This is a genomic window from Thalassobacillus sp. CUG 92003 (genome assembly GCF_013618635.1).
Classification (GTDB): Bacteria; Bacillota; Bacilli; order Bacillales; family Halobacillaceae; genus CUG-92003.
In genome coordinates, this window is the sequence record NZ_JABLSJ010000002.1 from 186,897 (window position 1) to 205,170 (window position 18,274).

16 protein-coding genes are annotated in these 18,274 nt (G+C 45.8%); 12 read left to right on the top strand and 4 right to left on the bottom strand.

All coding sequences use genetic code 11. The features are described from left to right. Positions 1-171: 171 nt before the first annotated feature. The 12 genes from HOP45_RS03585 to HOP45_RS03640 all read left to right on the top strand — a co-directional run bounded on the left by HOP45_RS03585 (position 172) and on the right by HOP45_RS03640 (position 13,309). Positions 172-1,923 (top strand): DUF2334 domain-containing protein, encoded by a 1,752-nt coding sequence (locus HOP45_RS03585; RefSeq protein WP_181347538.1) that lies wholly within the window; start codon positions 172-174, stop codon positions 1,921-1,923. Further along, on the top strand, positions 1,916-3,193 hold the full coding sequence (locus HOP45_RS03590; RefSeq protein WP_181347539.1) for a glycosyltransferase family 2 protein: 1,278 nt from the start codon (positions 1,916-1,918) through the stop codon (positions 3,191-3,193). Before HOP45_RS03585 ends, HOP45_RS03590 begins: the two co-directional genes overlap by 8 nt. A gap of 39 nt (positions 3,194-3,232) precedes the next feature. Beyond that, on the top strand, positions 3,233-4,387 hold the full coding sequence (locus HOP45_RS03595) for a glycosyl hydrolase family 8 (protein WP_181347540.1): 1,155 nt from the start codon (positions 3,233-3,235) through the stop codon (positions 4,385-4,387). A 551-nt stretch (positions 4,388-4,938) separates the two neighbouring features. Continuing rightward, positions 4,939-6,159, top strand: a complete 1,221-nt coding sequence (locus HOP45_RS03600) for a hypothetical protein (RefSeq protein WP_181347541.1) — start codon at positions 4,939-4,941, stop codon at positions 6,157-6,159. A 23-nt stretch (positions 6,160-6,182) separates the two neighbouring features. Then, positions 6,183-6,743 carry a signal peptidase I SipW gene (sipW, locus tag HOP45_RS03605; RefSeq protein ID WP_181347542.1) on the top strand — a complete coding sequence of 187 codons (561 nt, stop codon included), beginning with the start codon at positions 6,183-6,185 and terminating at the stop codon, positions 6,741-6,743. Between the two features lie 66 nt (positions 6,744-6,809). After that, on the top strand, positions 6,810-7,403 hold the full coding sequence (locus HOP45_RS03610; protein ID WP_181347543.1) for a CalY family protein: 594 nt from the start codon (positions 6,810-6,812) through the stop codon (positions 7,401-7,403). An 83-nt stretch (positions 7,404-7,486) separates the two neighbouring features. Further along, complete coding sequence (locus tag HOP45_RS03615) at positions 7,487-8,188, top strand: LPXTG cell wall anchor domain-containing protein (RefSeq protein ID WP_181347544.1); 702 nt, start codon at positions 7,487-7,489, stop codon at positions 8,186-8,188. A gap of 60 nt (positions 8,189-8,248) precedes the next feature. Continuing rightward, positions 8,249-8,437 (top strand): hypothetical protein, encoded by a 189-nt coding sequence (locus HOP45_RS03620; protein ID WP_181347545.1) that lies wholly within the window; start codon positions 8,249-8,251, stop codon positions 8,435-8,437. An 11-nt stretch (positions 8,438-8,448) separates the two neighbouring features. After that, the gene (locus tag HOP45_RS03625) at positions 8,449-9,081 is read left to right on the top strand and encodes a class D sortase (RefSeq protein WP_181347546.1); all 633 of its coding nucleotides are present in this window, start codon (positions 8,449-8,451) and stop codon (positions 9,079-9,081) included. 204 nt (positions 9,082-9,285) lie between these two features. Next, positions 9,286-10,599 (top strand): diguanylate cyclase domain-containing protein, encoded by a 1,314-nt coding sequence (locus tag HOP45_RS03630; protein WP_181347547.1) that lies wholly within the window; start codon positions 9,286-9,288, stop codon positions 10,597-10,599. A 154-nt stretch (positions 10,600-10,753) separates the two neighbouring features. Continuing rightward, positions 10,754-11,800 carry a P-loop NTPase family protein gene (locus tag HOP45_RS03635; RefSeq protein ID WP_181347548.1) on the top strand — a complete coding sequence of 349 codons (1,047 nt, stop codon included), beginning with the start codon at positions 10,754-10,756 and terminating at the stop codon, positions 11,798-11,800. A 96-nt stretch (positions 11,801-11,896) separates the two neighbouring features. Beyond that, on the top strand, positions 11,897-13,309 hold the full coding sequence (locus tag HOP45_RS03640; protein ID WP_181347549.1) for an amidase: 1,413 nt from the start codon (positions 11,897-11,899) through the stop codon (positions 13,307-13,309). Positions 13,310-13,667: 358 nt separating this feature from the next. Here HOP45_RS03640 and HOP45_RS03645 read toward each other — a convergent pair whose 3' ends face one another. The 4 genes from HOP45_RS03645 to HOP45_RS03660 all read right to left on the bottom strand — a co-directional run bounded on the left by HOP45_RS03645 (position 13,668) and on the right by HOP45_RS03660 (position 18,274). Continuing rightward, positions 13,668-13,994 carry a hypothetical protein gene (locus HOP45_RS03645; RefSeq protein WP_181347550.1) on the bottom strand — a complete coding sequence of 109 codons (327 nt, stop codon included), beginning with the start codon at positions 13,992-13,994 and terminating at the stop codon, positions 13,668-13,670. A 107-nt stretch (positions 13,995-14,101) separates the two neighbouring features. Then, positions 14,102-15,619, bottom strand: coding sequence for an AbgT family transporter (locus HOP45_RS03650; protein WP_181347551.1), 1,518 nt, complete (start codon positions 15,617-15,619; stop codon positions 14,102-14,104). Between the two features lie 92 nt (positions 15,620-15,711). Further along, a complete protein-coding gene (locus HOP45_RS03655) occupies positions 15,712-17,031 on the bottom strand; it encodes a hypothetical protein (protein WP_219914465.1) in 1,320 nt (439 codons plus the stop codon). Beyond that, complete coding sequence (locus HOP45_RS03660; RefSeq protein WP_181347552.1) at positions 16,982-18,274, bottom strand: M20 family metallo-hydrolase; 1,293 nt, start codon at positions 18,272-18,274, stop codon at positions 16,982-16,984. Before HOP45_RS03660 ends, HOP45_RS03655 begins: the two co-directional genes overlap by 50 nt.

Genomic DNA, 18,274 nt, shown 5'->3' on the forward strand with positions numbered 1-18,274 from the left:
ATTATGAGTGCAAATCTGCGATTAATCGTGCAAATCAAAGCAATTACCTGATAATAGGTGTGCAAGCACCATGTTTCGACTTCATAAGACGTTGCGTTCTTTATTAAGATATTATAAGTTCTTTATAAAGAACAAAGGTGTTGGGTTGATTTCAAGCGAGGAGGGAGCAAAGTGAAGAATCGTCATGTTAGAAAGGCGTTGCTGCTGGTATGGGCGAGTCTGTTACTTATGACTATCGGGTACCCTTCGTACGTTCAAGCGAACGAGCCTTCAAAATCGAAAGAAAAAGTGCTTGTGGTGTTTCCTTCAAAGGATGGGGAATTGAGCGATCGCCAACGTATGCTGGATATGCTGATCGGCCACTTCACAACGGATATTACGTATAAACCGACAGATGATGTAAAGGAAGAAGATTTAGCGAATGCCACGCACGTTTTTTATGATGGGCATCGCAATGAACAAATACCTGAAGAATTTCGCGCTATGCTCGCATCTTATCCGGGTACGTTTGTAGCCATCGGCGATAACGTCCCCAAGCTGGGTGAGCGGATGTCCTTTATTGAATATTTATGCGAAGAAACGATGACGAACATTTGGTTTCATGAAGATCCGGACAAGCAGTTGAAGCTGGAATCGGAAAGTTTGTGGTTTGCCCATGGCACCGGGGACACTGAAATTCTCATTCAAGCGGAAAACGAAAAACGAAAATTTCCGCTCATGATCCAAAATGACAACACGTTTTACTTTGGGGCCTTCAGTATTGAAGCACCCGTTTCCACCATTTTAGCGGAAGGACTGCACGCTGTGTTTGATGCTGGCGATCACGATACGTCACATCCTGGCTATATACGGCTCGAGGACGTTCATCCGCTTGTCGAGCCTGACAAAGTGAAGGCCATCGCAGACGTCCTCAAAGAGCGGCAGATTCCTTATATGGTAGCTGTTGTGCCGGTTTATACAAACCCTGAAACAGGAGAAGAGCATCATCTATCAGACTCGCCCGAGTTGTTGAAAACCTTGAAATACATGCAAAACAATGGCGGCAGTATGGTTCTCCATGGGTACACCCATCAATTTCGCCAAAGCGAAACAGGGGAAGGGTTCGAATTTTGGGATGTTGAGCATGATATGCCGATTTATCATGGGCCGGACGAAACCGTTGAAACGAAAACAATCGATGATTTTGACAGCCCAAAAGCCTATGAACAACATGTCAGCGAGCAGCTTGATTATGAACGATCGTATATCGAAGGAAAAGTGACCAAAGGCGTTCAGGAGCTGACGAACTATGGCTTGCATCCGTTAGCATTTGAAGCGCCGCACTATACGATGTCACAAAATGGCTATGATGTGCTGTCGGATTATTTCTCCACCTATGTCGGTCAGCTGCAACTGAGTGATCAGCACTGGGGTGATATGGCGGCGCCTCCTTACCTTTCGTCACCAACGTTTCTTAACGGCATGAAACTTCTCCCGGAAACAATGGGCTACGTTCAGCCAGGGGAAAACCGGGCCATTGAACGTATGATGGAGAAAGCACAGGAACATCAGCTGGTGCGTGATGGGGTCGTGGCCGGCTTCTATCATCCTTACCTCGGAGTTGATCGTTTCATTGAATTACTGGATCACATGGAGCAGATACCGGGCATTGAATGGATTGATTTAAAAGAAACCAACAGTACGGTTAAAGCGGAACATGTTGAAATCAAGGCTGAAAACGGAAAGATCAATGCAAATGTTAACCAGTGGAAGCTGATGGCGACTTCTCTGGATTTTGCGTTCTATCATATTAAAGAATGGGTTAATAAAACGACGTGGGGCATAGCAGGAATTGGTTCAACAGCCGTCATGGTGTTTGTATTTTCAACCTTCTATACACGAAACCGCAGATTGAAACTGGAACGGAGGGATGACGTTGGCTGATTTGTTTCTGTATATGGCTCTTTTTCTCATTTGGTTTATGCTGTTTTATCATATGTTTCTCATGCAAGGGGGTTACCTCCATGCCATGAGATATGAAAAAGTGGCCGATTTTTGGAAGCAGAAACCAGGAGACTTACCCACGCTTAGTGTATTGATTCCAGCTCATAATGAAGAAATGGTCATTGCTGAAACGTTGGAGGCCCTGATTAATCAAAACTATCCGAAGCACCTGCTCGAAGTCATCGTGGTTAATGATAATTCCAGCGACCAGACGGCTGAAATCGTTGAGGCGTACGCAAATTTTTATCCATTTATTAAAGTTGTTCATACGAGGCCGCCCAATGCAGGTAAAGGGAAATCCGGCGCGCTTAATCGAGGGTTGAAGGAAGCTACTGGAGAGATTGTGGCTGTCTATGATGCCGATAACACACCTGAGCCTGAAGCTCTCCAGTATTTAGCTATCGGTTTGCTGAATGACCCGAAAGCTGGCGCTGTGGTAGGGCGTTTCAGAGTGATGAATGCCAGCAAAAACCTGCTGACCCAGCTGATCAATATCGAAACGATTACATTCCAATGGCTGGCCCAGGCAGGTCGCTGGTTCTGGTTTCGTATGACGACCATTCCCGGTACAAACTTTGCCATCCGGCGTAGCATTTTAGGTCGCTTAGGCGGCTGGGACGAAAAAGCGTTATCCGAAGATACCGAACTCAGCTTCCGAGTTTATAATCTGGGTTACCACATTCGCTTTTTCCCATCGGCTGTGACCTGGGAGCAGGAACCCGAAACCTGGAAAGTGTGGTGGCGGCAACGCACACGTTGGGCCCGGGGGAACGAGTACGTCATTTTCAAATACGTGTTTGGATTTTTTAAACTGAAGAACAAAAAGGTTGCCCTCGACCTGTTCTATTTTCTCTTCACTTATGTACTGTTCTTTGGCGGCGTTCTCGTGTCTCATCTGATATTTGGACTGAATTTGTTTTACGATTTGAATCTATCAATCGGTATGGTGTCTTACATTCTGCTTGTCGTCGGCTTTTTGTTGTTCGTTACGGAGATTACGCTGGCATTGAGTCTCGAGTACGGTCAGTTGACCTTGAAAAATGTGCTCGTCGTGCTGCTCATGTATTTCACCTATTCCCAGTTGTGGCTGGTTCTCGTTGTGTATGCAAGTTTCCTGGAAATCAAACGCCTGATGTTCAAGCAGGAGGTGACCTGGTACAAGACGCAGCGGTTCAAGCAGGAAACAGCCAAAGAAGATCGTTCTGCTTAAAGACGAGCATCATGCTCGAGAGACATGAGGTGGTAAACCATGAGGCGTCGAACCAGGCGATCATTTAACGGAAGGGGGGTCATGCTGCTTGTGATATTGATCAGTTTCAGTGCGTTACTTGCCATTTTCTCTCGTGTGGAGGGTGAACGGACTCCTCAGGCTCGATTTATTACCGAAGGATTTATTGAAAAATGGCTGCGTAATGAAAACGGAACCCTGGTCACTTATATTCGCACCGACCAGCAAGTCGATGAGGATCTCGTCCAGGGCAGGGAAGCACTGGCCGAAACACTCGGGCTTTGGATGGAATATGCCCTCCTGAAAGATGATACCGACATGTTTGCAGACGCCTATACGTTGTTGAATCGGCATTTTCTCGAATACGATGGATTCGTATATTGGAAACTCACCGCAAAGGGTCATAGCGACGTGACGAGCAACGCCCTGATCGATGACCTGCGCATCATCCATGCGCTATTTCAAGCAAGCGACCGCTGGCATAATGAAACATTTGCAGAAACAGCCCGTAAGATCAGTGACTATCTCGCTGAGTACAATCAAACGAATCACGCCTTGACCGATTTTTATGAACGAGAGGACGGCTACAACAGTGATGTCCTCACACTGTCTTATATTGACCCGCAAGCCCTGCATGCTATGGTCGAGCATGATGTCTTAGGCGAGTCGACGCAAACCACCATGCTTTCCATATTACGTCACGCCCCGCTGGAAAATGATTTTTATCCCAAATCTTATAACGTTAAAACGAAACGGTACCATTACAATGACGACGTCAACATGATCGATCAAGCATTGACAGGTCTGCAAACGGCGCGCGCCGGTCATAAAGCAGAGCCGCTATTAGCGTTTGTGAAACAGGAAATGGATCGACGCGGGCTTGTTTACGGAAAATACAATCGTTCCACGCGTATGCCAGCAGTCGAATATGAATCGCCGGCCACCTACGCTTTCCTGGTGATGTTCTGTCTTGAAATCAACGAACATGAATTGGCCGAGCGAATTTATGAACGGATGATGGCATTTCGTCAAAATGATCCTCAGCATGACTACTATGGGGGTTTTTCTGTTGATGAACGCGGGGACACGCATATTTTTGACAACCTGATGCCTTTACTTGCGGAACGTAAAATGGAGGACGGGGATAGAAGAAGTTGCGCAGATCGTTGGAATTAAAATACGTGAATCTATCGGACGCTTTCACTCTGTAGGAGTGGGAGCTTTTTTTTTGACTACACAATCGTTCGTTAAAAATGACACGTCTTTTTCTCAGGTATGCCTTTTTCAAATATCAATCTTGCATCAACGTGAATGCCGCTTAGTTCAAAGTCTCCATTCGGGGATATCACCAGCAAAATCCACTTTTACCAGCCTGACCCTCCGTTATGATGCCTTCAAGATTTATTGTTCGTTAAGAACTACTGGTATGACGCGGTTTTGTTTTTGTTCTTTTTTAGAAACAACGAAAATTTTATAAAAAATGAAATCGTAAGATATTAGAAGATAATTGAAGAATAAAGAACATTATACGTTCTTTATAAAGAAAATAGAGCATTTTTGAAGGTTTGCATATGCCGCGCGGGATTATATACTCAGTTTAGTTAATTCTTAATAACGAACAAAAAACGAACGCAACAAAGAACGATTGAAAGAGCTGAAAGGGGTGAGTTCCTCTGGAAAAACGGTCAGTTCGGATCATGAGAGAAAATAGGTCGAAGAAGTTAGAAATGGCGAAGCAGCTAACATTAAGCGTCGCGATTAGTTCGCTCATTCTAGGCACCAGTTCTCAGTTGTTCGGCCAAACACTAGGTGAATTTAGTTCGGCTGATAGAACGAACAGTAAAATACAAATGTGTGAAGTTTTTCCGGGGTACATACACGTGCTGCTAGAAGACCTAGAAAAAGATTTGGAAAAGTTCGAGAAAAAATTAAAGCAGCTTCCAGACTCAAACCTTCATTCGGGTGCTGATAAAAAATTTAAAGTGCCAAATAAATTGAACACATTAGAAGCTGATGACCTTTCTGAACTTAGTGAAGAAATTGAGGGTCATATCACTTCGATAGAGAAGGAAAAAGATAGTTTAAGTGAGGATCTCGATAAAGTTGCAGGCATTAAAGGTGACTTGGGAGTGATCGCTGACGATATATATCAATTGCTTGTGAAATTGGACCACTATACAGAAACTGCTAACTTAAATTGCGTGGAAGGTGATTACGAGAGTGTCAGCAATGAGTTAAAGAAATTATTTAATCATACAGACTTGAATCAAACGCAGATAACGCACTTATTCAATTATTATAAATCGATTAAACAGCCAAACGGGCAAGGAAAGGCAACATCCTCTGCTGCTAATCCTAACATCACGCAGGACGTTCTCAATGGATTCTATGATTCTATTGATAAACAGATTAAACCAATAAATAACCAAATAGAATCTGATATCGCGGATACTGAATCCGAAGTAACACGCTTGAATGATGAGCGTGATAAGATCAAAGCGTTAATTAAACAGAAGAAGGCTGAAGAAGAAGAGAAAGCAGCTAAAGAAGAAGAACGGGAGAAGCAAAAACAGCAAGAGCAGCAAGAGAAAGAAAAAGAGCAAAAACAAAAGGATCAATCGAAACAAGAAAACGATGAACCAAAAGATGATGACACAAACGAAGTAGAGAAAGAGCAACAAGATAGTAAGGAATCGAAGCCTGAAACAGACAACGAAGACGGGGATAAGTCTCAGGGAGAAGACAACAAGGACGATCAAAAAGATATGGAGGAAAAAGAGTCATCAGGTTCTGAGAAATCTAAAGCAAAAAAAGAAGATGAATCTAAAGACAAAAAAGAAGAAGTAAAAGCTTCGCAAAGCAGCGATGAATCATCGTCTGAATCATCAACTGACAAAGAGAATGATGGTAATGAAAAGGATGAACAAGAAGCTGAGGATGAATCTTAACTTTAAGTAAAGGAGTCAATCTTATGAAAAAGTTTGTGAGTCATACATTAACAATATTGCTCTATACGATATTAATATCCATGGTGGCCATCGTCGCCATTTCCAAAATATCTGGAGGCGAATCAACCTTCATGGGTTATCAGTTGAAAACGGTCCTCTCGGGATCAATGGAACCCACATTCCAAACGGGGTCCATAATCGCACTCGAACCAACCGACAACGGGAGCCAGTATAAGAAAGGTGACATCATCACTTTCCAAAAAGAACAAGATGTACTGGTCACCCACCGAATCACGGAAGTGAAGGGCAGCGGGGAGAATGTCAGTTATTTAACGAAAGGCGACAACAACGATGGAGCAGACCTAGAACCGGTCCTTGCAGGTAACGTTGTCGGAGAATATACCGGGTTTACCATTCCTTATATAGGCTATGTCATGGATTTTGCGAATTCCAAACTCGGCTCATTATTGCTGTTAGTCGTCCCGGGGCTCTTGTTATTCGGGTATGGAGCGTTCTCCATCTGGCGGGAGATTTCCAGCATTGAAGAAAAGGATGAAGAGAAAGAATCCGCAAAAGCGCAATAGTTTGTACTCTCTGTTTAGGCAGGGGTTCAATATAAAAAAATAAGAAAAACAAAGGGAGGAAACAAAATGGGTTTGAAAAAGAAATTAGGTTTAGGTGTCGCATCAGCAGCTTTGGGGTTATCTTTAGTCGGAGGAGGAACATTTGCATATTTTAACGATACGGCAGACGCGAGTGGATCGTTTGCAGCAGGTACTCTAGATTTAACGGTTGATCCTACTCAAATTATTAGTGTAGACAATTTAAAGCCTGGGGACACAATGCTTCGTTCGTTTGAACTAGGGAATGGCGGGACTTTGGATATTTCTGAAATTACTCTAGACACAGATTATCAAGTTACTGGAGCAGGGAATAATAATGGCGATGATTTTGGTGATCATATCCGTGTTAATTTCCTTGTGAATGCTGATAAAGTCGATGTTCCTATTTTCTCGACCACATTAGCAGAGCTAAAAGCGATGGATCCAGACGTTATTGAAGGTAACATCTTTAGCCCATGGCTAGGTGAACGAGGCGGTAACCTTGCAGCGGGTACGACAGACCAGTTGTATGTTCAATACGAGTTCGTAGATAATGGGGAAGATCAAAACCATTTCCAAGGCGATTCCTTATCCCTTCAGTGGACGTTCAATGCTGAACAAGGCGAAGGCGAAGCAAGATAACAAAACATAGATTAAAAGGTGGGGAACCCCCACCTTTTTTCATCACCATTTCCCATCAGGTAAGAAAGTAAAGGAGCATGCCTATGGATATTAAGCCATTTATCAAGTTACTGAGCATTTATAGTGCAATCATATTGTTATTTGTGGTTATTAGTCCGATTGGCTCAACGAAAGCCATAGAAACATCTCCTGTTATTGATCTTTCTACCACTCCGTCGGAACGCGTGATGGACATAAAGAATTTTAAACCCGGAGATTATGCGATTCGAACGTTGACAGTGAATAACGATGGGTCTGAAAAGGTTAACTATAGGATGACTGCTTTGCTGAAATCTGGTTCAGAAAAGTTTTATGACCAATTACAATTTCAAGTGAGAAAAGATGAAAAATTGCTTTATGAAGGTTCACTTGGAAGTTTTGAAGGTTTTGAGCCTCGTGAACTGCCGGCCGACGATCGAGAAGATTTACAAATCAGGGTTGATTTTCCCTGGGAGTCAGGCAACGAGTTCCAAGGCTTAGCTACCGAAGTCGTTTTTCAGTTCACAGCTGAAACCGACATCAACCCAGACCAACCAACCACCGAGACACCAGAAACACCGACCGACGGCTCCACCGATCAAACCAGTCAACCTGAAGCAGAACCTGCGATGGCAAATGCAGATGACAGCTTGCCTCAAACGGGCGAAGAATCACCGATGCTGTTTTATCTGTTCGGAGGATTGTTGTTAGCAGGGGGCGTGGCGTTATTTGCGACGAATAAGTGGGTCAGGAACCGGAAGGAATAAGAGGAGGATCTGAATGTTGCGGGTGCTCCTCTACCTATTAATCTAGTGGGAGTGGATACGATGTATAAGAAAATATGTCACCGTTGTCAGCGGCCATCATTCAGCAGTGCTGGTGAAGGGGAGTGGATTTGCCCGGTTTGTGCGGAGGATTTAACGTCCCAGCCGAAGCTGCCGGCTAACCAGGTGCGGCCAAAGCCCAAGCTGGATGTCGTTTATGGAAAATCACGAACGAAGCGTAATGCCAATTAAACGAGGGGGACATGGCTGTGAAATGGGTGGCGTCTTTATTAATCATCATTGGAATTGCCGTGTTAAGCTACCCGTCTTTACATAATCAGTATGTTGCGCATCAACAGACGAAATTGTTCGAGCGTTTTGAACAGCAGCCTCTTCTTACAGAGCCTCAAACCGACATCAATGATAGCTATGAACAGCTTGATACTGTATTTGACCAGGGGGATCGTCGTCCGTTGGCTTTTCCGAGTATCGATGATGCTGTTGTGTTAGCTACCCTCGAAATTCCGTCCATCCAATTAAAACTCCCGGTCCTCGAAGGAGCCACTATGACAAATCTTGAATATGCGGTCGGCCATATGAGTGAGACCGCAGACTTTGGCGAGCCAGGTAATGTTGCGTTGGCGGCCCATCGCAGTTATAAAGCGGGCAAGCTGTTTAATCGGCTTGATGAAGTGAAGCCAGATGACACGATTACGGCAGTCACACAAGCAGGCGAACTCCAATACCGCGTCACAAAGGCTTTTCGCGTCTCTCCCAACGACCTTTCTGTTTTAAACCAGCCTGATGATTATGCCATGATGACGTTGATTACATGTGACCCGATCGAAGACCCTACCCATCGTTTAATCGTTCAGGCTGAGCAAGTTAACGAATAGGACATTGTTCCTATTTATTTTTTTGGGAAGAAATAATGAAAATAAGCAGGATATTTGTGGGTTCGTGGCGAATTTTAAGCTTTAATATCGAAAATCAAGGAAAAATTGCTTATCATGTTTATAGGTCTATAGTTTAGGTAATGAGTAGGTGGAGTGCAAAAATTGTCGTTGCACGTATCTTAAATAGAAGGCAGTGGATGCTGAATGGACAGACAACTTTATGAACTGCTGACACATGATGGGACAATGGTTCAACAATTCTCAGATTCGATCAGTGACGGCGTTTTGCTGATCCAGTGTGAGAGGGATGAATATTGGTATCGTTATATTAATCACGAGGCCCGCCGTTATTTCGGAGAAACGGAAGTGGTAGGCAGGTGGATTCAGGACGTTCACAGTCACGATACATCTCGTATTATCAAGTCCATCTTACACGAAGCCGAAGAATCAGGGGAGAATGTATATAAGAAAAAACTTCATAATGACTTATCCGGTTTTATGGGAGATATGATGATCCAACCTGTACGCGATGAGGACGGGCGTAGTACCTGTTATCTTGTCGTCGCTAAAAACTTCAAAGCTTACGTAAAGGATATGGAGCTGGCAGAAAAAAAGCAAGCGTTGGTTGAAAGCGAGGAACGTTACCAGGCCCTTATTGATATGTCGCCCGACGCCGTCTTTGTCCATGACGATGAGGACCGGATCATCTATGTGAATGCGGCGGGCGTTGCGATGCTGCATGCGCAAACTCAGCACGATATTATGGACGAGCGTATTTACCGGTTTATCGATGAAAGTGTCGCGCACATCGTTCATCAGGAGTTAAGGAAAATTTTAGAGCATGGAAACAAGTCAGGGCCCATTGAACGCAAGTTTCGTCGGATAGATGGCACTCCCTTTGATGTTGAGATCCATGCGGCCCGGGTGTCGTATAATGGTCACTATGCTGTCCAATCGATCTGCCGGGATATTACCGAGCGGAAAGTCTATCAGGATCAACTTGAGCAAATGGCCTATCGTGATCAATTAACCAATCTTCCTAATCGGCGTTATTTTATGAAACGATTGCAGGATGAGATTACAGAAGCCGAGCAAAATGAGAAGCAGCAGCTTGCCGTTTTATATGTGGATTTAGATAATTTTAAGGACATTAATGATACGTACGGCCACCATGTCGGGGACGAGGTGCTGATCCTTTTTTCTAAACGGCTTCGTTCAGTGCTACGTACCAGCGATGTGTTAGCTCGGATCGGGGGAGATGAATTTCTGATTTTACTCCCGGACATTGCATCTGAAGAGGATGTTGCCATCGTCACGGACCGAATTATGAACCATGTGGAACAACCGATGGTTATGGATGGTGCCACGCTCAATATCACGGCCTCGATCGGCGCTTCGATTTACCCTGCTCATGGCACGGATGATCAACGGTTATTATCCCTGGCTGATACGGCGATGTATCAGGCTAAGCGGATTGGAAAACAACGCATGGCGCTTTATCAAGCATCAGATAGCTGACATCGAGCTAATCTGATGCTTTTTTGATGAGTTAAATCGTTAAACGTAATAAAAATTACGTTTTAGCGTAATTAGTTATTGCTATTTAAAGTAACCTGTATTACGCTATAAAGTAACAACAAGAGGAGTCAGAGTTTATTCAGGAGGTGTTGGTATGGAGCAATTACGCTTAAATGTGGCTTTGCTGCGCCGTCGAGTCCCGAACTTAACGAACGCGGCGAAGTCTGTAGGATTGCGTCCTGCAACCGTATCCAATTTGTGTACGGGGAAGATTCCGGTCGGGCGTTCAGAAGTCAGGACGCTCGTTGCGCTGGCGTCACTTGCGGAATGTAGTTTGGACGAATTGATTATGAGAGGGGAAAAAGTAGACATGATTGAGACGGGGATTAAAACATTGGATGTGTTTGCGCCACTAGCAAAAGGCGGAACGATTGGTCTGGTGGCTAGGCCAGGGATGGGGCAGCTCGTGGTGTTAGCCGAGTTATTTTACCGTGTTAAACAAACGTATGCAAAGACTGTTCTACTTGAACCTGAAGCGTATCATGCGGAAGTGGAGGAACTTAAAGCGGATGTGGATCGTGTCTGTCTCTCAATTGATGAAGCATACGAGGAGCTTGCGAAGACGGATTCCGCCTATGACGTGTTATTCGCTGCTGACCGCTCCCATGTGGTCACAGGTGAGATTTATCGTCTGCAAGATCGTTTATTAGCAGCGGGGGAGCAGCATGTCACGACATTGTTACTGGATTTAAAAGGTGAAGCCGTGGATGATGATTTTCCCTATGGCCCCCTTGAGACGTTATGGCAATTTGATGCGGATCTCGCCGCCAGACAACTGTTCCCATCCATCAACCCATTGCATTCTACCTCTTCCGTTTTAGAAGGCGCGCACACTGATCAGACGCACCTTTCGATTCAGCAGCGGGCTCAAAAATTGTTGCGGCGTTATTATGAATTGCGTTCTTTTATCAGAGTCGGCGGTATGGAACGTCTTCCGAGTGCTGAGGTTGATACGTATCATCGCGGCGAACGTCTGGAAGCCTACTTGACCCAGCCATTGTATGTGGCTGAAGCCTTGACTGGTCAAAAAGGAACGCGTGTTAATCTTCAGGAGGCACTGCAGGATGTGAGGAAAATTCTTGAGGGTGCGGCCGATCATTTTGAGGTTGCCGAATTGAAGTATACAGGGTCCATAAGTTAAGCTGGTTCGCCTCGCTCGCTAAATTGAGCGAGGCGTTTGTCGGTCCTGAATGTGATACAATCTGGATAAAGTCGTGGTAAGGAGAAGGATAGCGATATGAACAACGATGTGTTAAACATGGATGGTGTTGCGCAAGCTGAGTTGCTCCGTGCCAATCTATTATCGTCTCAGGAACTTACGCAATACTATATAGATCGAATCAAGACACTTAACCCCCCGCTGAACGCGGTGGTCAGTACGATGTTCGACGAAGCATTAAACCAGGCATATTCACAATCATATGCGCCGGGGCCATTTGCTGGCATGCCTTATCTTATTAAAGATTTGAATGCTGTGAAAGGACAGCCGCTTACGCTCGGGACAAAGATCATGGAGGGGTACATAGCGCCGGATGATGATCAAATTGTGAAGCGGGCGAGACAAGCAGGTATGGTGATGCTTGGTAAAACCAATACGCCCGAGTTTGGTTTTACACCGACAACGGAGTCGCCGTTTTTAGGACCTTCCCGGAACCCGTGGGATCTCTCGCGTTCATCTGGCGGCTCAAGTGGAGGCGCAGCTGCAGCGGTGGCGACGGGAATGATTCCCTTTGCGCAAGGCAGTGATGGTGGGGGATCGATCCGGATCCCTGCTTGCTGCACGGGTTTGTTCGGGATGAAGCCGACGCGAGGCAGGATGCCGATTTCGGTCGTGATGAACGGCTTTGCCACCACCCACGCGTTGACACGATCCGTACGGGATAGTGCCGCCTTGTTAGATGCAATGGGCGGACCGAAGTTAGGAGAAGGTTATGCGGCACCAATGCAACATCGCCCTTTTCAAAAAGAGGTAAAAGAGGAGCCTCGTCCTTTGAAAATCGGTTACATGACAGATATGGGAGGCGACGTTCCCTTTGATCCCGAAGTGTCACAGGCAGTCGAAGCAACGGCGCGTTTATGTGAGAAACTGGGTCATCACGTTGAACGCGCAGCCCCTTCCTATGATCATTGGCCGTTTTACCAGGCGTTTGAAACCATTTGGGCAGTGGGTGGTGCTTTGAGCGTCGAGGAAGCTTGCAAGCTGAACGACCAGGCCATTACTCGCGATAACATGGAGCTGTTGCTATATAGCTTGTATGAAAAGGGGCCGCGCATTTCGTCTTTGGAATACGAAAAAGCTCGGCAATTTCTGGCTCAGCAAACGGAGTCCATCGCAGCGTTTTATGAGGATTTCGATGTATGGCTGACACCTACGCTTGCGCAGCTGCCGATTGAGCTGGGCCGCTACGACACGACGCGAAAACATGCAGATGAAATTATGGCGATTTCCGATATGTATTGCCCTCATACGCCGATTGCGAATGTCACGGGCCAGCCTGCGATGAGTGTGCCGCTTCATTGGAGTAAGGATAATCTGCCGATCGGTTCTCATTTCATGGGCCGATTCGGGGATGAAGCCACCTTGTTTCAGCTCGCGGCACAATTAGAACGGGCTCAACCCTGGTGGGGGAAATACGCCGAAATTCAATAATAAATGAACAACCCTTCCTATACACTGATGGCGATAAAGCTCCTCTACGAATCTATCAACCTTGAAAGAGGCTGGACAAAACTGTTTAAATGAAGGCGTTCCATGACCGCTCCGTCAAAACACTCCGCTTTCCACGGGCACTTCCTCAGAAAGCAAAGACCGCTTTCCTGCGGGATCTTCGGCTCGCGCTGTTCCCGTAGGAGTCTACGTGTTTTGACTACGCTCATGATCAGCTTTGATTTTATATACGTTTCCAATGTTAGCTTAACAACAACTCTCATTTACTTATGCTCAAACCCCTTCATATTGTTATGTATTTTCCCGTTATAAAATCATTTATTAAAAAGTCCAAACTCATTTAATGAGGCTGCCCCATCCCTGATACGGCGATTGCTGTATAAAGTACGAAAGCTACAGCTAATGCAAGAACAAGCGAAGCACCTGCCATCCACCTTCCGATTCCTTTACTGACGAAGATAGCAATCAAGGCGGTTAAAGCGGCTATGGCTAAAAGAGTAAACATGGTCGTAGCTGGAGAGGTGATATAATCGCTTACTGTATTGCTGTCGAGAATCGAGCGAAACAATAGCAAAGCTGCTCCGTTGATTAGGAGTGATACCCAGCTAAGCCAGGTTGTTTTAAGCGAAAATATATTCTCATAGGCAGAGGGTTTGGAATCACGCATATGATTACCTCCTTTTTAGCTTATTTTACCATAAAAAACCGTTGCCTTTTCTCAAGACAACGGTTTTTATATTCTAACGACCTATTATTCAGCGCGTACATATTCAATTAAAGATACATGCCTACACCAGGTCCGAATGGGATGCCTAGGAAGGCAAAGAGCAGAAGCAGCACGATCCATACGCTCAGGAACGTGATACTGTACGGCAACATGAGCGCAATCAGGGTCCCCAGCCCGGCTTTTTTATCATATTCCCGCATAAAGGCAAGCACGATAATGATATACGGGTTCATCGGCGTGATGATGTTCGTCGATGAATCGGCAATCCGGTAAGCTGCCTGGATAAATGCGGGGTGGTAATCCAGCAAATAGAACATTTTAATGAATATCGGTGCTTCCAGAGCCCATTGTGCTGAACCACTGAACACAAGCAAGTTCATCAGAGCGGTCAGGAGCACAAAGCCGAGAATGACGGAAATGCCTGTCATGTTCATGGATTGCAGGAAACTGGCTCCGCTGACGGCAATCCACGTTCCGATGTTCGTCCAGTCAAAGTAGGCAATAAATTGTGCGGCTGCGAAAATCAGGACGATGAAACCGGACATGTCTTTCATCGCTTCACCCATAAACGTGGAAATGTCTTTCGTTCCTTCGATTTTCTTAACCGTCACACCGTAAGCAACACCTACTGTAATGAACAATAAGAGGATGATCGGCACGATGCCATCCAAGAATGGGGAAGGGATGATGCCGCCCTCGTCATTACGAAGCGGTGAGCCTGGGACGAATAGAGCTACCATTAATATTGCGATATAGCCTAGACCCGCCAATGTGGCGTTACGAAGCCCGCGTTTTTCAAGCGGTGTGGAATGTTCAAGTTCCTTGTTCATGTCGCCTTCGTATTTGCCCAGGCGCGGTTCGATGATTTTTTCAGTTACAAGCGCACCTGCAATGGATAAGACAAACACGGACACAATCATAAAGTACCAGTTATCCACGGGCGTAACGACCACGTCTGAATCAAGGCTTTCCATGACCTCTGTTGAAATACCAGAGAGCAGGGCATCTGTTCCGGCAATGATGATGTTAGCGGTGAAACCAGATCCTACACCAGCAAAACCGGCAGCCAGTCCAGCAAGCGGGTGACGGCCTACTGTATAGAAGACCATCGCTGCTAGCGGCGGTACAATAACAAAGGCCGCATCTGAAGCAAGGTTACCCAGAATCCCGGTGAAAATGACTGCATACGTGACGAGTGAAGCCGGTGCTTTTAAAATCGTGCTTTTTATCGCTGTTTCCAGCAAACCGACTTTTTCGGCAAGTCCGATACCTAGCATCATGGCCAATACAAGTCCGAGGGGTTTAAAGCCGGTGAAATTCTCGAGCATCGAGGTCAGGATATATTCCAGTCCTTCACCAGAGATCAAACTTTTGATCGGTACTTCTTCACCTGATCCCGGTTGGACCACTGTTGTGCCAAACAGCGAGACAAACCATGAAAATAAGATAATAAACAATGCAAGATATACGAATAACATAAACGGATCGGGCAGCTTGTTTCCTGCGCGCTCAATCCCGTTGAGGAAGCGTGACATTCCTTTCTTCTCTTTGGCTTTGGTTGCCATCCATCTCACCCTTTCATGCTGATTATGGAATATTTCCTAAAATATTCCGAAATTATGAATGATTAATCAAAGTTAACCGTCGTCTTTTTTATTTATCTCTCTAATTTTGTAAAGCTATATACTTTGCGCGGACGCCCGCGTTCACCAGATTGGGCTTCACCGCATTGTTCGATCACACCTACTTTTTCCATTTCGGTTAAAATGCGTCGGCCGTTTCGTTCCGTGCTGTGTAACCAGCGGGATACATCCTGGGAACTGAATTGGTCACGGTGATATTGAGCCGCGTAGGACATGATTTTGGATACAACGCCCGGGCTGACAGCAGCGTGTTTGATGCGATCTTTCCAAGCACTGCCGGTCTCGATGGTGTGATACGAGATGGTGTCTGCTTGTTTATGCTTCAACGTAATGGTCTGGTCCTCATCGACAATCAGAAGTTTCGGTTTCTCTTCGTCTTTGACGTGTCGGAATCCGTGCCGGACATTCTGTTCTGCTTGCGATACGGTTTCTCCGAAGCCGATTGATATATTGGTGTGATGATTGGCTTGTAATTCAATTTCTTCCGTTAATCGGAATAAATCATTCTCTGATTCCTGGCTCATTTCCCCCCGGGTGGTGAAAATGAAATATAACCCATCGCCTAACTGCATGAGGGAGCCATTTGTTTTCTCCGCTACCTGAAGGAGGAACCGTTTCAGATCAAGTTCCTGATGTTTCATTTTAAAGGAATAGTGCATTTCCTCATGTTGGTCAAGGTCAAACCGCACCCGACAGCCGATAATGGCCACCTGAGAATTTCTGAACCGATTCGATTGGGCCCGTTCTTCCAAGTATTGAATCATCATCCGAATCGACAAGTAGGAAGGGGTGACCCGGTAAACCGGAACGTTAAGTTCTTGCAGGCGGTAATAGACGGCTTTGATCGACGTAATGACCACTTCCACTTTCCCTTGCTCATAGAGGCTGCGGTGAAAATCGATCAACTCATTTATTTGATGGGAGCCGGCAAATGGATGGTTATAGTGTTGTAAGGCCTGTAAGTCATAGTAAGATAAGACTTTTTCGATTTCTTCATTTGAAATCGTGTCGATGCCGACTTTTGTGAACACGGTCTGACTATTCAGTTGAGCTTCAAGCAGAACGCCGAAGAAGCTGGAGCCGTGTAAAGGCGGATAACTGCCTTCTTCCGGTGTGATCAAATTCTGCTCGAGGGCAAAGGTATAATTCAATACCCCGGAAAAAAACCATTGATCCACGTCATATCGGTGTTCAGTCAAGATATCTGTGACGTCCTCTAAAGCATGGTACGTGTAGGGGACGAATTCGATATGGGAAAATTCATTCGTTACATACATGATGCGGTCAACTGAGTCTGGCGGACCAATCACTCCGATGTGTGCTTTCACTGTCATCACCTGTCTCTATTTTTAAATAGTGCGCAATCGTTTGAGTACCTTTTTCGATATCCTCTAATGTGGCATATTCTTTAGGGTGATGGCTGATTCCTTCTTTACATGGAATGAAAAGCAGCCCCGATGGAAAACGCGTTGCCATATTCATGACATCATGACCGGCACCGCTGTCCATTTCCAGAGGTTGATAGCCGAGATGCTGACAAGCGGTCATCAGCTTTTCGCGCACATCTTCTGAAAGGAACACGGAATCATTGTCGACTAAGGTGTCCACGGTGATCGTCACGTCACGCTTTTCTTCCAGTTTGCGGCAAAAGGCCTTGATGGTTTCAGCCAGTTTGCGTTTAGCCTCATCATCTACGCTCCGAATGTCAATGCCAAGCTCCACTTCGCCGGGAATGACGTTCATGGCATTCGGTTTTAGCTGTACAGTGCTGACCGTCGCGACCAGCGGAAGTTCGAGGTGTTGGTTCATGCTGCGTGCTTCTTCTTCAACAAATGGAATCACGGGAGCGATAGCTGCGAAAGCATCACGGCGGTTATCCATAGGGGTTGTCCCTGTGTGGTTTGCCATGCCAGAAGCTTTAATGGTCAATCGCGTCGGGCATGCAACCCCTCTGACGACACCGATATCTGAGCCGCTTGTTTCAATCTGTGTGCCTTGCTCGATGTGCAATTCCAGGAAGCTTTCCAAACGGTCAGGAGAAAGGTCAGCGTTCTCGATTATCTCCCAGTCCAGTCCGAAAGCTTCTACCGACGCTTGAATCGACATGCCCTCAGCATCTTTCACATCGGCTAGATCATGTTTATCAAGCCAGCCGGTAAGTGCTTTGCTGCCGATTGTCGAAACACCATAACGCGCTGATTCTTCGGAAGCGAAGCATATGATGGCAATGTTTTTCTTAGGTGTAAACCCTTCTGTTTTTAACACGTTAACAGCTGCCAGCCCACTAAGGACGCCCGCTACACCATCATAGCCGCCGCCGGAATGGACGGTGTCCAGGTGCGAGCCCACCGCAACTGTCGGAGCACTGGCATCAACAGTCCATAAAGCCCATTGATTGCCTGCTTCATCGGTGGAGACTTCCAGACCGAGTGATGTCGCGATGGTTTGAAACGCTTCATGAGCCTCTTTTTCTTCAGGCGTATAGCTCAATCTCGTAAAGCCCTGAGGCTGATCCATCGTATCCGTCACGTTTAATTGCAGCAGCTTGTCCTCGAGCCATGCTTTTATATCACTCAT

Bases quoted from the DNA above. Each gene is read 5' to 3' on its own strand.
- HOP45_RS03595 (WP_181347540.1), top strand. From the start codon at position 3,233: ATGAGGCGTCGAACCAGGCGATCATTTAACGGAAGGGGGGTCATGCTG.
- HOP45_RS03630 (WP_181347547.1), top strand. From the start codon at position 9,286: ATGGACAGACAACTTTATGAACTGCTGACACATGATGGGACAATGGTT.
- HOP45_RS03650 (WP_181347551.1), bottom strand. From the start codon at position 15,619: ATGGCAACCAAAGCCAAAGAGAAGAAAGGAATGTCACGCTTCCTCAAC.
- HOP45_RS03625 (WP_181347546.1), top strand. From the start codon at position 8,449: ATGGCTGTGAAATGGGTGGCGTCTTTATTAATCATCATTGGAATTGCC.
- HOP45_RS03660 (WP_181347552.1), bottom strand. From the start codon at position 18,274: ATGAGTGATATAAAAGCATGGCTCGAGGACAAGCTGCTGCAATTAAAC.
- HOP45_RS03645 (WP_181347550.1), bottom strand. From the start codon at position 13,994: ATGCGTGATTCCAAACCCTCTGCCTATGAGAATATATTTTCGCTTAAA.
- HOP45_RS03655 (WP_219914465.1), bottom strand. From the start codon at position 17,031: ATGACAGTGAAAGCACACATCGGAGTGATTGGTCCGCCAGACTCAGTT.
- HOP45_RS03635 (WP_181347548.1), top strand. From the start codon at position 10,754: ATGGAGCAATTACGCTTAAATGTGGCTTTGCTGCGCCGTCGAGTCCCG.
- HOP45_RS03610 (WP_181347543.1), top strand. From the start codon at position 6,810: ATGGGTTTGAAAAAGAAATTAGGTTTAGGTGTCGCATCAGCAGCTTTG.
- HOP45_RS03640 (WP_181347549.1), top strand. From the start codon at position 11,897: ATGAACAACGATGTGTTAAACATGGATGGTGTTGCGCAAGCTGAGTTG.
- HOP45_RS03620 (WP_181347545.1), top strand. From the start codon at position 8,249: ATGTATAAGAAAATATGTCACCGTTGTCAGCGGCCATCATTCAGCAGT.
- HOP45_RS03600 (WP_181347541.1), top strand. From the start codon at position 4,939: ATGGCGAAGCAGCTAACATTAAGCGTCGCGATTAGTTCGCTCATTCTA.
- HOP45_RS03615 (WP_181347544.1), top strand. From the start codon at position 7,487: ATGGATATTAAGCCATTTATCAAGTTACTGAGCATTTATAGTGCAATC.
- sipW (WP_181347542.1), top strand. From the start codon at position 6,183: ATGAAAAAGTTTGTGAGTCATACATTAACAATATTGCTCTATACGATA.